The organism is Corynebacterium vitaeruminis DSM 20294 (assembly GCF_000550805.1).
GTDB classification, from domain to species: Bacteria; Actinomycetota; Actinomycetes; order Mycobacteriales; family Mycobacteriaceae; genus Corynebacterium; species Corynebacterium vitaeruminis.
The window spans coordinates 2,226,325-2,240,456 of sequence record NZ_CP004353.1 but is presented as its reverse complement, the minus strand read 5'-3'; the positions used below and the strand labels follow the sequence as shown (position 1 = coordinate 2,240,456).

Here is a 14,132-nt window from a genome sequence, read left to right as displayed (position 1 = left end):
TTCGCGGTGTGAGGAGCAATCGCCTCACAGACCAGGAAAACACCGACCACACGCGAGGGCCCCGGGCGCCCCCACCCAGGGTCCCCGCGTGGAAAGGAACTCTCATCATGCACGCTCAGACCACCATCATCGGCCACCTCGCCGACGACCCCGTCCTCACCAAGACCACCTCCGGCAACTTCGTGTGCCGCCTGCGCGTGGCCTCCTCGCGCCGGGTGCGCAAGCAGCCCGACCGCCAGGCCGTGGAGCAGGGGCGCAGCAACCTCGAGCAGTCCGGCTACTCCCCGGGCGGGGCCGCCGAGTCCACCCGACCCGGCAGCGCCAACGACGGCTGGGTAGACCAGGACCTGCTGTTCATTGACGTCGAGTGCTGGGGACAGCTAGCCATCAACGCCAAGAAGTCCCTGCAGAAGGGCCGCCCCATCATGGCCAGCGGCTACCTCTACACCAACACCTGGGTGGACGAGAAGGACGGCAAGGAGCAGATCCGCTCGGTGACCCGGCTGAAGGCCAGCGCGCTCGGGCTCGAGCTCTCGCGCTACGTTGCGGGATCGCGCAAGTCGGTCCCCAACGACGAGGTGACCATCGACGGCACGGAGACGCCGGACCCCACCGGCGTGGACGATTCGATCATCAACCGCGACTACAGCAACCGCCCGCCCGCTGAGCCTTCGCAGGAGGAGGGTGAGCACACCGAGCACGCTGAGCATACCGAGCACACCGGGCACGCAGACCCGTCCCTGACGGCCGTGGCCTGCTAGCCGTAGGCGTCGACAAGCAAAGCAAAAAGGGGGTGATAGGAACGCGCCGGGGCGGGGTAGCGGAGTGTGGGTATTGGTGGCTAAACTCATGTACCCTTTGGACTGACTAGTGCTAATACCGCACTCACTACTGTGTGAAAAGGGAGTAATCAACGTGGGCGAATTCATCTACACGATGAAAAACGTGCGCAAGGCCATCGGCGACAAGGTCATCCTCGACAACGTCACCATGGCCTTCTACCCCGGCGCCAAGATCGGCGTCGTCGGCCCGAACGGTGCCGGTAAGTCCTCCATCCTGAAGATCATGGCGGGCCTCGACCAGCCCTCCAACGGCGAGGCCTTCCTCGATCCGGGTGCCACCGTCGGCATCCTCCTGCAGGAGCCGCCGCTGAACGAGGAGAAGACGGTTCGCGGCAACGTGGAGGAGGGTCTGGGCGGCATCTTCGAGAAGAAGCAGCGCTTCGAGGAGATCGCCGAGGAGATGGCCACCAACTACACCGACGAGCTCATGGAGGAGATGGGCAAGCTCCAAGAGGAGCTCGACGCCGCCGACGCCTGGGAGATCGATTCCAAGATCGAGCAGGCCATGGAGGCGCTGCGGTGCCCGCCGTCCGACGAGCCGGTCTCCCACCTCTCCGGTGGTGAGCGCCGCCGCGTGGCGCTGGCCAAGCTGCTGCTGTCCGAGCCGGACCTGCTGCTGCTCGACGAGCCCACCAACCACCTCGACGCCGAGAGCGTGCAGTGGCTGGAGAAGCACCTGCAGACCTACAAGGGTGCGGTGCTGGCCGTCACCCACGACCGCTACTTCCTCGACCACGTCGCACAGTGGATCTGTGAGGTCGACCGCGGCAAGCTCTACCCCTACGAGGGCAACTACTCCACCTACCTCGAGACCAAGGCCGCCCGCCTCGAGGTCGCCGGCAAGAAGGACCAGAAGCTGCAGAAGCGCCTGAAGGAAGAGCTCGCCTGGGTTCGCTCCGGCGCGAAGGCCCGCCAGGCCAAGAACAAGGCCCGTCTGGCCCGCTACGAGGAGATGGCCGCGGAGGCCGAGCAGTACAAGAAGCTAGACTTCGAGGAGATCCAGATCCCGACCCCGCCGCGCCTGGGCAACCAGGTCGTGGAGGTCAACAACCTCACCAAGGGCTTCGACGGCCGCGTCCTCATCAAGGACCTCTCCTTCACCCTGCCGCGCAACGGCATCGTGGGTGTTATCGGCCCGAACGGCGTGGGCAAGTCCACCCTGTTCAAGACCATCGTGGGCCTGGAACAGCCGGACTCCGGCGAGGTGAAGATCGGCCAGACCGTCAAGCTCAGCTACGTCGACCAGAACCGCGAGAACATCGACCCGGAGAAGACCGTGTGGGAGGTCGTCTCCGACGGCCTCGACTACATCGTCGTCGGCCAGAACGAGATGCCCTCGCGCGCATACCTGTCCGCGTTCGGCTTCAAGGGCCCGGACCAGCAGAAGCCGTCGAAGGTCCTCTCCGGCGGTGAGCGCAACCGACTGAACCTCGCGCTGACCCTCAAGCAGGGCGGCAACCTGATCCTGCTCGACGAGCCGACCAACGACCTCGACGTCGAGACCCTCGGCTCGCTGGAGAACGCGCTGCAGAAGTTCCCGGGCTGCGCCGTCGTGATCTCCCACGACCGCTGGTTCCTAGACCGCACCTGTACCCACATCCTCGCCTGGGAGGGCAACGTCGCCGAAGGCCAGTGGTTCTGGTTCGAGGGCAACTTCGAGGACTACGAGAAGAACAAGGTCGAGCGCCTCGGCGCCGACGCCGCGCGCCCCTCGCGCGTGACCCACCGCAAGCTGACCCGCTAGGGTTTTCCCGCTGCGCGGCTTTGACGCCGCAGTTCTTGGCTCTTGGCTTTGATTCCTAGCCTTGATTCCTAGCCTTGACTCCCGCCCACGCGCGACCGCCTCACCGCGTCGCGCGCGGGTTTTTTGTTCGCCTTGGGGCGGTTGCGGGAAGAGTGAGGCGTGAGGTTTTCCCAGCGTGGCGCATCGATTTAGAAATGTTTGTTCGGAAAACTACTATTTTGTGGTGAGGAACCCGGGCCGCCGGACTAGGCTGGTTCGGGCAAGTAACCGATGCGCTCGCACGCACATTATTGATGGAGAGAGCCAATCGTGGCCGAAGAAAATCGCAACGTACACATCACCAAGGTCCCGTGCCGCTGGTCCGACTTTGACCGGTTCGGTCACATTACCAACCCCGCCTACATCGAGCTGGCTCAGGAGGCCCGCCAGATCATGGCCCACGAGGAGTTCGTCGAGCGCGGCGTCGAGGCGGCCCCGGTGTTTGTACGCAAGATCGAGGTGGACTACCTGCGCCCGATCATGCCGGACACCTTCGCGGTGATCGTGGAGACGCAGGTCGTCGAGGTCGGCCGCACCTCGTTTACCACCCGCCAGGAGATCAAGGACCTCAACGGCACCACCTGCGCGATCGTCGAGGCGGTCCAGGTGGTCATCGACCTCAAGACGGCGCGCCCGCGCGCGATCAACGACGCCGAGCTGAAGATCCTGACCCGCGTCGCAGACTCCGCCAAGTAGCGGCCGCCGACGGCTGTCACCTGGCGCTCGCGGCTCCTTTCGCCGCGCGCCGGGGGGAGTAGTGTGGTCGCCATGAATGCACTCACCGTCACCGTGTCGATGAAGGAGGGCGCCGCGGGCGTGTCCTCGCTCGTGCAGCGCGCGAGCGGCCTCGATCCCCAGGCGCTCGTCCGCGCCCGTTCGCTTCGCGAGGGCTCGCTCGAGGTGTTCGTGTCCACGCCGTTCGAGGTCGTCGCTTCACGACGCTGCGCTGGCAGCGTCGATCCCGACGGTGGCGTCGTGGGTGCTTCCGACCTCCTCGCCGGGGGAGCGGGAACCAACCGCCAGGCCTCGTGGCCCGGCTCCCTGCCGCCGGCCTCGGGCTTCACGCTTGTCGATCAGGTCCCGGTCGACGTGGTGCGCGGTCTCGCCGACCAGGGCCACGACCTGGCGCGTCAGTTCAACGGGCCGCTCGGCCCCCCGAAGAGCCTGCTCGACCAGACGGTGCTCACCGTCGAGGGCGAGGGCAGGGCCGAGATCCCCATGCGGATGATCTTCGCGTGCACCTCGCTGGGGCTCATCCCCGGCTTCGACGCCCCGCTGGAGATCCCGCGCCACCTGCGGGTGTCCACCTGCGGGCGGTGGGTGCGCCTGGACGCCCCGTTTGGCACCGTCTACCGAAGCTCGGGCCTCAGCCTTCTCGTGTAGCCACGTTGTGGCTAGAGCACGAGCCACCCGAGGAGCGCCGCGGCCACGGTGATCTGCCACGGCGGGCGCTTCCAAAAGGCTAGCGCCGCGAAGCACCCGATAGCGATGGCCGCCGCCGCGACCGGCCGCGAGGCCAGCCAGACCCCGTGGGTGAACACGGGTGTGCACCAGGCCGCCGCGAGGATTCCCACGACCGCGGCGTTGATTCCCGTCAGGCAGCGTCGGAAAGCGACGCTGTGTGCAAGCCGCGAATAGGAATGCAGGCCGACGACCGTGAGCAGCGCGGCGGGCAGGAACATCGCCGCCGTCGCGAGCACCGCGCCGGGCCAGCCGTGCTCGACGGCGCCCAGGTAGGCGGAGAAGGTAAACAGCGGGCCGGGCACCGCCTGGGCGGCGCTGTAGCCGTTGAGGAACAGCTCGGTCGGGATGCCGCCCGCGCCGGTGACCAGCGGCTGGAGCATCGGCAGCACCACGTGTCCGCCGCCGAAGACGAGCGAGCCCGCGTAGAAGTAGTCGGCGAACCGGATAAGCGGCCACGACCACGAGCCGTGAAAGGCGATGACGAACAGCGCCCCCAGCACCCCGAGGACGAGCGCCGCGCCCGCTGTGGCCGCCACGGCCGCACCCGGATCGCGCAGCCTCGAGCCGTCCGAGGGCGGCAGCTCCGGGCGGGCGAACAGGAAACCCGCGGCGGCGGCGAGCGCGATGACCGCGATCTGCGTGAACGCGCTGGGGAGGGCGACGCACGCGACAAGCGCCGCCGCCATCAAGGATGCGGTGAGCGCGGTGAGCCGCACGCCGCGAAACATCGAGTAGACCGCGTGGGCGACCACGCCCACCGCCGCCGCCAGCAGCCCCGCGAGCGCGCCGGAGCCCTGCCACCCGGCCCCCACTCCGAGCGCGAACAGCGCGAGCGCGAGCGCCGAGGGCGCAGTGAAGAACAGCCACGCCAGCCCCATTCCGGCAAACCCCGCGCGCTGAAACCCCAGCGCCATGCCCACCTGGCTCGAGGCGGGCCCGGGCAGGAGCTGGCACAGGGCGACGAGGTCGGTGAACGCGCGCTCGTCCAGCCACTTCCGGCGGGTGACGAATTCCTCGCGGAAGTAGCCGATGTGCGCGGTGGGCCCGCCGAAGGAGGTGATCCCCAGCATCCCGAAGCTGGCCGCTACTTCTCCTAGCCTCCCGCGGGTGGGTTGGTCGTTCATGGGTGCAAAGCCTAGGGCACCCGCCGCGAGTCGGCAGTGTGAGCGAAGTTTTCTCGGTCAATCCACCCCCGGGCGTATGTGGCGGGCGTTACTGTGGTGCTAGGTGGCTTCCACGATCGGGCACCACCCACTTTCCCTCACCCTCGTCGGGCCCTATCCGCGCCCATCGGCGCACGACAAGGAGAACCATGCGCATCGGAATCCCCGCAGAGATCATGAACCAGGAAGGCCGCGTCTCGGCCTCCCCGCAGGCGGTTGCTTCGCTGCTTCACGACGGCCATACGGTGCTCGTCCAACGCGGCGCGGGAGCCCACAGCTCGTTCACCGACGCCGACTACGAGGCCGCCGGAGCGGTGCTGGGCACCGCCGAGGAGGCCTGGGCCTGCGAGCTCGTGGTCAAGGTCAAGGAGCCGCAGCCGGAGGAGTACCGCTTCCTGCGCCGCGACCTCATCCTGTTTACCTACCTGCACCTGGCGGCCAGCCCGGAGCTGGCCCGTGCGCTCATGGAGGCGGGTACCACGGCGATCGCCTACGAGACGGTCACCGACGCCATGGGCGGCCTCCCACTGTTGACGCCCATGAGCCAGGTCGCAGGCCGGCTCGCGGTGTTGGCGGGCGCCCACCACCTGCAGTCCACCCAGGGCGGGCGCGGCGTGCTGCTCTCGGGCATCCCGGGCACCCCGCCGGGCAAGGTGGTGGTCATCGGCGGCGGGCACGTCGGCGCCTCGGCGGTGGCGATGGCCGCGGGCCTGCGCGCGGAGGTCACGGTCCTCGACATCAGCGCGCGGGTGCTCGAGCGCTTCGACGACGTCTACCAGGGCCGCGTGCGCACCGTCCTGTCCGACCCGGCGGCGCTCGCGGCGGAGCTAGCCGACGCCGACCTCGTCATCGGCGCGGTGCTCGTGGCGGGCGCGAAGGCACCGGTGCTGGTCAGCGACGCGATGGTGGCGACGATGCGCCCGGGGTCGGTGCTCGTGGACGTGGCCATCGACCAGGGAGGCTGCTTCGAGTCCTCGCGCAAGACCAGCTACTCCGACCCGACCTTCACCGTGGGGGAGACGGTGTTCTACTGCGTGCCCAACATGCCAGGCGCGGTGGCGCACACCTCGACGAGGGCGCTGAGCGCGGCGACGAGCCCGTACGTGCGCGCGACCGCCAACCTCGGCGTCGACGGCGCGATCGAGCAGTACCCGGGCCTTGCCGGGGGCATCAACGTCCGCGACGGCGAGATCGTCAACGCGGCCGTCGCCAGGGCGCTCGGCTAGATCAGCCGCATGGCGGCCACGCCGCCCAGGATGAGCAGGACGCCGACCACCTGGGCCAGGCGGGTGCCGCGGCCGAAGATCCGGTCGACGAGCAGCGACCCGGCCATGAGCCCCGCCAGGCCCGCCATGACGGTCAGCCCCGTGCCGATGAGCGGGGCGAGCGCGGCGTTGACCAGCACGTAGGTCGCGCCGATGAAGCCGCCGAGCCACATCCACCACGGGTTTGGGCGTTCGTCGATGCGCTCTGCGCGCGGGCGCCAGCGCAGGGCCGCGTTGACCACAAGCAGCAGCGCCGTGCCCACCGCGAAGGAGATGAGCGCCGCCGGGATCGGCGAGCCGAGCGCCTTTCCGAGCTGGCCGTTGACCGCGGCCTGGCAGGCGATGAGCGCGCCGAAGACGATGCCCGCCGCCCGCCAGCCCCACGCCCCGCGGGGCGCCTGGGCCTCGGAGGGGCGGCCGACGCAGGCGAGCACGCCCGCCATGACCACCGCGGCACCCAGCCCGCGGATGAGCGTCAGGTGCTGCACCGGCGCGTGAAACCACCCGAACTGGTCGATAACCAGCCCTATGAGGATCTGGCCCGCGATGGGCAAGACGACGGTCTCCACGGCGCCGAGCCGCGGGAAGAGCAGGATGTTGCCCGTCAGCGCCACCACGCCGAAGGCCCCGCCCAGCCACATCCACTTGGGCAGGGAGATGGCCAGCGTAGCGTCGGAAAGCAAACCGAGAACGAGGCAGACCGCAACGAGCCCCGCGGTGCCCACGGAAAAAGATACGAGCGAGGCGGAGTAGGGCGTGCCGGTGGAAAGACGCAGGCGGTTGTTGGCGACGGTCTGCCACGGGACCATGAACCCGGCGAGCACGCCGAGGAGGACCCAGGCCACGCTAGGCCTTGTTGATGAGCATGTAGGCCACCCGCTGCATGTGCTCGCGCATCGCGGCGCGGTGGGCCAGCGGTAGGCGCTGCTCGTCGATCTCGGCGATGGCCTTGTCCATCATCTCCAGCCAGCGCTGCGCCTCCGCCTCGCCGATGAGGAGGCGGGCGTGGCGCATGCGCAGGCGCGGGTGGCCGCGGTTCTCGGAGAACGTCTGCGGGCCGCCCCAGTACTGGGACAGGAACCACCGGAGGCGATCCTCGGCGCCGTCCCAGTCGTCGGCCGGGTACATGGGGCCGATGAGATCGTCCTTTTGAACCTGCTGGTAGAAGCGGTGGACGACCTCGCGGAAGGTGTCCTCGCCGCCGACCGCCTCGTAGAAGGTCTGCTGGGCGAGCTGCGGGTCCTGCGGCTCGCCGAGGGAATGGTTGGTCATGCCTCACTACCGTAGTCGACGCGGTGTGGGCGCGGGTATGGGATGCCGGAGGCCTGCATCTCGTCCAGGATGGCGGCACCGACCTCGCGCTCGACGAACCACTGCTGGTCCGGCAGCGTGGTGATGCGCGTGCGGATGAGCATGTGGTCGACCTTGATGGCGTTGATGCCGTCGACGGTGGGTTCGTCCAGGATGACGTCGGCGATCGCGGGCTCCTTCACCGCGGCCTCGACCGCGCGCTTGACCGCGGCGATGGCCTCGTCGGTGTTCGCGGAGAGCGCGACGGGGGTGTTGATGAGCGCCACCGCGTACTCCTGGGAGAAGTTGCCCACCCGAAGGATCTCGCCGTTGCGCACGAACCACTGGGTGCCGTTGACATCCCGCAGCGTCGTGAGCCTGAGCGAGACGTCCTCGACGGTGCCGGTGATCTCGCCGACGTCGATCGTGTCGCCCACGCCGTACTGGTCCTCGATGAGCATGAAGATGCCGGAGAGGAAGTCCTTGACCAGGCTCTGCGCGCCGAAGCCCAGGGCCACGCCGACGACGCCGGCCGAGGCGATGAGCGGGGTGACGTTGGTGCCGAGCGTGGTCAGGATCGCCAGCGCCGCCCACACCCACACGAAGATCGCGGCGGCCGACTTGCCCACGGCAGCGAGCGTGCGCACGCGCGCTTGGCGGCGCTGCTCCTGGGTGTCGGACAGCGCCTGCGCCGCCCGTCCCGTGCCCTCCTTGCCGCGGGAGCGGACCAAGGAGAGCGCGCGGGTGGGCTTCTTGTTGATGTTGATGTCGGCCGCCTTGGCAATCAGCTTGCGCAGCGCCCAGTGCAGGATGAGCGCGACGAGCAGCGTGCCGAGGATCTCCAGCGGCTTGTGCACCAGCCACGATTGCACCTCCTCGGAGGTGATCCAGCTGGCGGCGGTCGTGGCGTCGAGGTTGCGTACGGTCTCATTCATAACACCAGTCACGGTAGCGAAGAGTAGCGTCGGTTGCATGAACACTCCCGCGCTTTCGCTTTCCGACGTTCGCGTCGTCCGCGGTGGTCGCTGCATCGCCAGCTGCGACGAGCTTGCCGTCCTCCCGGGCGAGCACTGGGCGATCATGGGCCCCAACGGGGCCGGCAAGACGACGCTGCTCAAGGTCGCCGGTACCCTGCTGTTCCCCTCGGAGGGCACCGTCGACGTATTGGGAAAACGCATGGGACGGGTCGACGTATTCACAGTGCGTATGCAAATCGGTTACGTCGACCCGAAGCAGCGCCTCGACGACATGAGCTGTTACGAGGCGGTTCTCTCCGGCGTGACCGCCTCCAACGGCTTCATCCCGCGCTGGCAGCCGGCGCCCGAGGAGGAGGCGCTCGCGCGCGAGCTCATTGAGCTGGTGGGCATGGCGTCGAAAAGCGACGCGCGCTGGTCGCGGATGAGCCAGGGGGAGAAGGCGCGCACGCTCATCGCCCGCGCGCTGGTCACCCGTCCCAGGCTTTTGCTTCTCGACGAACCGAGCACCGGGCTGGACCTGCCAGGAAGGGAAACGCTGCTTCGGGTTATCGACGCCATGCGTGCCCAGCAGCCGGAGCTGTCCAGCATGGTGATCACCCACCACGTCGAGGAGATCGCCGCCTCCACCACGCACCTGTTGCTGCTCAAGGACGCGAAGGTCCTAGCCGCCGGGCCGGTGGGGGAGGTGCTCACCGCGGAGAACCTGAGCGAGGTCTTCGGCATCCCCGTCGACCTCAGCACACACAACGGGCGCTGGATGGCGATCGAGTCCGCGTAGCGGGTGGTTTTATTCAGCCAGTTGCCATCGGCGAATCCGCAGCGTGGAGCGGGGTTTGCGGGCACGCCGGGGTTGGTGCGGGGAAGCGGGACGCGGGCGTTTAGTTTCGCTGGACAGCTTGGTCTAGTATGTGGGAAACGCCAGTACCGCTACTGAAAAGGACCCCGCCATGAGCGCCGATGCCCCCCACGGATTCTCCACCGCCAGCATCCACGCAGGATACGAGCCCGATTCGCTGTACGGGTCGATCAACACCCCGATCTACGCGTCGACCACCTTCGCCCAGAACGGCCTCAACGAGCTGCGCGGCGGCTACGAGTACACCCGCTGCGGCAACCCGACCATCGCGGCGCTGGAGAAGACCGTCGCGGCCCTCGAGCAGGCCGAGTTCGGGCGCGCCTTCGCCTCCGGCATGGCGGCCACCGACACGCTGCTGCGCTGCCTGCTGCGCCCGGGTGCCCACCTCATCTTCGGCCACGACGCCTACGGCGGAACCTTCCGACTGATCGACTCGGTGTTTTCCGAGTGGGGCGTGGAGTACTCGGTGGTGGACACCACCGACGCCGCGGAGGTCGCCGAGTCGCTGCGCGAGAACACCGCGCTCGTCTGGCTCGAGACCCCGTCCAACCCGGGTCTGGCGATCACCGACATCGCCGCCGTCGCCGAGGCCATCAAGGACTCCGGCGCGAAGCTCGTGGTGGACAACACCTTCGCCTCGCCCTACCTGCAGAACCCGCTGGCGCTCGGTGCCGACGTGGTCGTGCACTCCACCACCAAGTACCTGGGCGGGCACTCCGACGTGGTCGGCGGCGTCGTAGTGACCAACGACCCCGCGATCGACGAGGCGCTCCTGTTCCTCCAGGGCGGCGCGGGAGCGATCCCCTCCGTCTTCGACGCCTATCTCACCGCCCGCGGCATCAAGACCCTGGCCGTGCGCATGGATCGCCACTGCGACAACGCCGAGGCCATCGCGCGCCACCTCGATACCAGCGAGAAGGTCGCCACCGTCTACTACCCGGGGCTTTCCTCGCACCCGGGCCACGAGGTCGCCGCCCGTCAGATGCGGCGCTTCGGCGCGATGATCTCCGTTCGCTTCCACGACGAGGAGGCAGCGCGGAAGTTCTGCCTGTCCACCAAGCTCATCTGCCTGGCCGAGTCCCTAGGCGGCGTGGAGTCTCTGCTCGAGCACCCGGCCACGATGACGCACCAGTCGGTCACCGGCTCCACCCTCGAGGTCCCGCGCGACCTCGTGCGCATCTCCGTGGGCATCGAGGACGTCGAGGACCTGCTCGCCGACGTCGATCAGGCGCTCGCGCAGCTCTAACGCACACAAAACGAAGGGGGCACAGGCCTTAAGCCTGTGCCCCTTCGTTTTTCTAGGACATGCCCGAGCCGATGAAGACCAGTGCCAGCGCGACGATGGTGACCAGCGGCCACCGCATGTTCGGCCGCTCCGGTGGCTGGAGGGTGCCCATGCCCGCGACGATATGGGGATCGGAGTCCTGCAGCAGGTTGCTGAGGTAGGCATTCGACGCCGACTGCTGCTTGTAGCTTTCCAGCGCCTTGTCGTACTGGTGGTTGTTCCACAACCACCACGCGCCGGGGACGGCGATCCCGATGCCGAAGAGCGTGTTGCCGATGAGCCCGCCGAGGCCGTGGACGTTGCTCAGCGAGATCACGCAGAGGACGCCGAAAGCGACGGAGACCCACGACCAGATGAGCGGTCCCTTGCCGCGGTGTTGCTGCTGGGGTGGGGGAGCGTAGGGATTCGTCATGAGAGTGTTCCTTGTGTGAGGGGGAGGGGGTTACTGGGCGTCGAAGCGGCGGTTGCGCAGGGCGCGCTCCTGGCCGGCCTTGCCCTCGGAGACGACGCGGCGCAGGCCGCCGGGCAGGTCGTCGGCGCCGAGGAACCGCTCGGCGCTGGCGATGGCCTCGTCGGAGATCTCCCACCGCGGGTACACGCCGCCGATGACGTGGAGGGCGACGTCGGAGCTAAGACCCGCCCAGATCTTACGGGCGCGCTCGAAGGTCTTCTCGCCGCAGCCCTGGAGCAGCTTGCTCGAGCCGGCGAAGGTAAGCCCCTCCAGCTTGTGGCGCAGCTCCAGGTTGGTCAGCGCGTTGGGGACGGCGGTGACCTCGTCGAAGACGGTGGCCTTGACCTCCGCCGTGGGGATCGCGGCGGCCGCGCGGGTGGCGGCGACCTGGCCCGCGGAGGTGTTGTCCTCGGCAAGCAGGGCCGCGATCTTCTCCCGCGCGGCGTCCTCGGGGTATTCGCCCGCGGCGATGAGCGCGGTCAGCGCCCACCAGCGCAGGCCGGAGTCGACGGCGAGGCCCTCGAGCGGGGAGTCGCCGTCCACCACGGCGCGGAAGAAGTCCACCGCCTCGGCGGAAAGCTCCACCTTGGCCAGTGCCTGGACGAACGCGAGCTGGAAGTCGGAGCCCGGCTCGGCGCTGCGGGCGCCGTTAAGCAGGGCGTTTGCCAGGAGGTCGCGCCCGGTGGCCTTCGCCCACTCGGGGTCGGCGTAGGAGGCCACCGCGCGGGAGGCCTGCATGAGCACGCGCTCGAGGACCGCGATCTCGGTCTCGTGCGTGGCGCCGCGGGCGGCCAGCGCCACGAAGTCGCGGGCGCGCATGCGCCCGTCGCGGGTCATCTCCCAGGCCGCCGACCAGCACAGCGTGCGCGCCATGGGGTCGGCGATCTTGTCGATGTTGTCGACGACGAAGGCGAGCGACTCCGGGTCGAGGTCGATGAGGCAGTAGGTGAGGTCGTCGTCGTTGACGAGGACGAGGTCCGCCTTCTTCACCCCCACGAGCTCGGGCACGTCCTGGCGGGCACCGTTGAGATCGAGCTCGACACGATCGGTGCGTTGCACGGTGCCGTCGATGAGCCTGTAGAGCCCCACGGCGACGCGGTGCGTGCGCAGCTCGCCCGCGCCCGGCTGCGCGCCGGACTGGGTGAGCGCGAAGGAGGAGTAGGCGCCGTCGGAGACCTCGAAGGAGGCGCTAAGGGTGTTGATGCCGGTGGTCTTGAGCCACTGGCCGGCCCAGCCCGACAGGTCGCGGCCGGAGGCCTTCTCGAGGGCCTCGAGGAGGTCGGCGAAGGTCGCGTTGGAGAAGGCGTGAGAGGCGAAGTGCTGGCGCACGCCCGCGAAGAACGCCTCGCGGCCGACGTAGGCCTGCAGCTGCTTGAGCACCGAGGCGCCCTTGGCGTAGGTGATTCCGTCGAAGTTCTGCTCGACCGTCTCGATGTCGCTGGCGTCGGTGGAGATCGGGTGCGTGGACGGCAGCTGATCCTGCTGGTAGGCCCAGGACTTCTCCACGTTGGCGAAGGTCACCCAGGCGGTGTCGAACTTCGTGTTCTCCGCCTGCGAGATGGCCGCGCTCCAGGTGGCGAAGGACTCGTTGAGCCACAGGTCGTCCCACCACGCCATGGTGACGAGATCGCCGAACCACATGTGCGCCATCTCGTGGAGGATGGTCTCGCAGCGGCGCTCGTAGCGGTAGCGGGTCTCCTTGGAGGAGAAGACATACTCGTCGCGGAAGGTGACCGCGCCCGCGTTCTCCATGGCGCCAGCGTTGAACTCGGGCACGAACAGCTGGTCGTACTTGCCGAACGGGTAGGCGACGCCGAAGTTGGCGTGGTAAAACTCGAAGCCCTGCTTGGTCTCCTCGAAAAGCACCTCGGCGTCGAGGAACTGCGCCAGCGACTGGCGGCAGTAGATGGCGAGCGGAATCTCCAGCTCGGTGGGCTGCCCCGCTGGGGTCTCCGGGTGGTGGGTCAGCTCGCCGCGCCAGGTGTCCGTCACCTCGTGGTACTTACCGGCGCAGATGGCCACGAGGTAGGTGGACAGCGGGGTGGTGATCTCGGAGCGGAAGACGGAGGACTCCCCGCGGTTCTCCACCTCCTGCGGCGAGTTGGTGATCACCTTCCAGTCGCTGGGGGCGGTGATCGCCAGCGAATAGGTGGCCTTCAGGTCGGGCTGGTCGAAGCAGGCGAACACGCGCTTGGCGTCCGCCGTCTCGAACTGGGTGTAGAGGTAGACCTCGCCGTCGGCCGGGTCGACGAAGCGGTGCAGGCCCTGGCCGGTGCGGGAATACTCGCAGGTAGCGGTGACCCTTACGCGGTGCTTGCCGACGCCAAGGCCTAAAAGCGCGATGCCCGCGGCCGGATCGTAGTCCGCGGCGGTGATGTCGGCGCCGTCGAGCTCGACCCGCTCCACGCTGCGCGCCCGCAGGTCGAGGAACGTATCTCCCGCCTCTATAACCTCGAAGTCCACCACCGTGACGGATGGGAAGACCTCCTCGCTTGCGGTGAGGTCGACGTCGATCGAGTAATGGGAAACCTCCAGCAGCCGCTTGCGGTTGGCCGCCTCCACGCGGGTCAGGTTGATCGAGGACATGCGCTTCCTTTCTGAGAACGTGCCGTTTGTGCGTTGTCACCCACTTTAAGACACCCGCCCGACATGGCCGCCCCAGAGCCGAATGAATCGAAATACCCGCAGGTAGAATGCGTGGAGAAATGAACGCCAGGGACGAGGCGTTGAACAAGGCAATGCGGCCGCAAGGCGTA

The 14,132-nt window shown here is 68.2% G+C and carries 13 protein-coding genes; 7 read left to right on the top strand and 6 right to left on the bottom strand.

Annotation, left to right across the window (positions count from 1 at the left end; all coding sequences use genetic code 11):
- Nucleotides 1-107: 107 nt before the first annotated feature.
- From B843_RS10190 to B843_RS10175, 4 genes are all read left to right on the top strand, one after another.
- A complete protein-coding gene (locus B843_RS10190; RefSeq protein ID WP_025253404.1) occupies nucleotides 108-761 on the top strand; it encodes a single-stranded DNA-binding protein in 654 nt (217 codons plus the stop codon).
- Between the two features lie 154 nt (nucleotides 762-915).
- Entirely contained in the window at nucleotides 916-2,586 is a 1,671-nt protein-coding gene (gene ettA / locus B843_RS10185; protein ID WP_025253403.1) for an energy-dependent translational throttle protein EttA, read from the top strand.
- Nucleotides 2,587-2,892: 306 nt separating this feature from the next.
- Complete coding sequence (locus tag B843_RS10180; RefSeq protein WP_025253402.1) at nucleotides 2,893-3,321, top strand: acyl-CoA thioesterase; 429 nt, start codon at nucleotides 2,893-2,895, stop codon at nucleotides 3,319-3,321.
- A 72-nt stretch (nucleotides 3,322-3,393) separates the two neighbouring features.
- Nucleotides 3,394-4,008: a hypothetical protein gene (locus tag B843_RS10175; RefSeq protein WP_155895145.1), complete on the top strand. Its 615-nt coding sequence runs from the start codon at nucleotides 3,394-3,396 to the stop codon at nucleotides 4,006-4,008.
- 11 nt (nucleotides 4,009-4,019) lie between these two features.
- Here B843_RS10175 and chrA read toward each other — a convergent pair whose 3' ends face one another.
- Nucleotides 4,020-5,213 carry a chromate efflux transporter gene (chrA, locus tag B843_RS10170; RefSeq protein ID WP_025253400.1) on the bottom strand — a complete coding sequence of 398 codons (1,194 nt, stop codon included), beginning with the start codon at nucleotides 5,211-5,213 and terminating at the stop codon, nucleotides 4,020-4,022.
- 188 nt (nucleotides 5,214-5,401) lie between these two features.
- Between chrA and ald the strand changes: the two genes are divergently transcribed.
- Nucleotides 5,402-6,478 (top strand): alanine dehydrogenase, encoded by a 1,077-nt coding sequence (gene ald, locus B843_RS10165; protein ID WP_025253399.1) that lies wholly within the window; start codon nucleotides 5,402-5,404, stop codon nucleotides 6,476-6,478.
- Here the strand turns inward: ald and B843_RS10160 are convergent.
- The 3 genes from B843_RS10160 to B843_RS10150 are packed head-to-tail and all read right to left on the bottom strand — an operon-like array spanning nucleotide 6,475 to nucleotide 8,742.
- Nucleotides 6,475-7,362, bottom strand: a complete 888-nt coding sequence (locus tag B843_RS10160; protein WP_025253398.1) for a DMT family transporter — start codon at nucleotides 7,360-7,362, stop codon at nucleotides 6,475-6,477. The two genes, ald and B843_RS10160, sit on opposite strands and share 4 nt — an antisense overlap.
- Nucleotide 7,363: 1 nt before the next feature.
- Nucleotides 7,364-7,789 (bottom strand): globin, encoded by a 426-nt coding sequence (locus B843_RS10155; RefSeq protein ID WP_025253397.1) that lies wholly within the window; start codon nucleotides 7,787-7,789, stop codon nucleotides 7,364-7,366.
- Nucleotides 7,786-8,742, bottom strand: coding sequence for a mechanosensitive ion channel family protein (locus B843_RS10150; RefSeq protein WP_051483495.1), 957 nt, complete (start codon nucleotides 8,740-8,742; stop codon nucleotides 7,786-7,788). Before B843_RS10150 ends, B843_RS10155 begins: the two co-directional genes overlap by 4 nt.
- Nucleotides 8,743-8,779: 37 nt before the next feature.
- Between B843_RS10150 and B843_RS10145 the strand changes: the two genes are divergently transcribed.
- Both B843_RS10145 and B843_RS10140 read left to right on the top strand, forming a co-directional pair.
- Nucleotides 8,780-9,562, top strand: coding sequence for an ABC transporter ATP-binding protein (locus B843_RS10145; RefSeq protein ID WP_025253395.1), 783 nt, complete (start codon nucleotides 8,780-8,782; stop codon nucleotides 9,560-9,562).
- Between the two features lie 169 nt (nucleotides 9,563-9,731).
- Entirely contained in the window at nucleotides 9,732-10,886 is a 1,155-nt protein-coding gene (locus B843_RS10140; protein WP_025253394.1) for a cystathionine gamma-synthase, read from the top strand.
- Between the two features lie 52 nt (nucleotides 10,887-10,938).
- On the opposite strand, the gene B843_RS10135 is transcribed toward B843_RS10140, so the two are convergent.
- Entirely contained in the window at nucleotides 10,939-11,337 is a 399-nt protein-coding gene (locus tag B843_RS10135; protein ID WP_025253393.1) for a hypothetical protein, read from the bottom strand.
- 30 nt (nucleotides 11,338-11,367) lie between these two features.
- Nucleotides 11,368-13,962, bottom strand: coding sequence for an aminopeptidase N (gene pepN, locus B843_RS10130; protein ID WP_025253392.1), 2,595 nt, complete (start codon nucleotides 13,960-13,962; stop codon nucleotides 11,368-11,370).
- Nucleotides 13,963-14,132 lie beyond the last annotated feature (170 nt).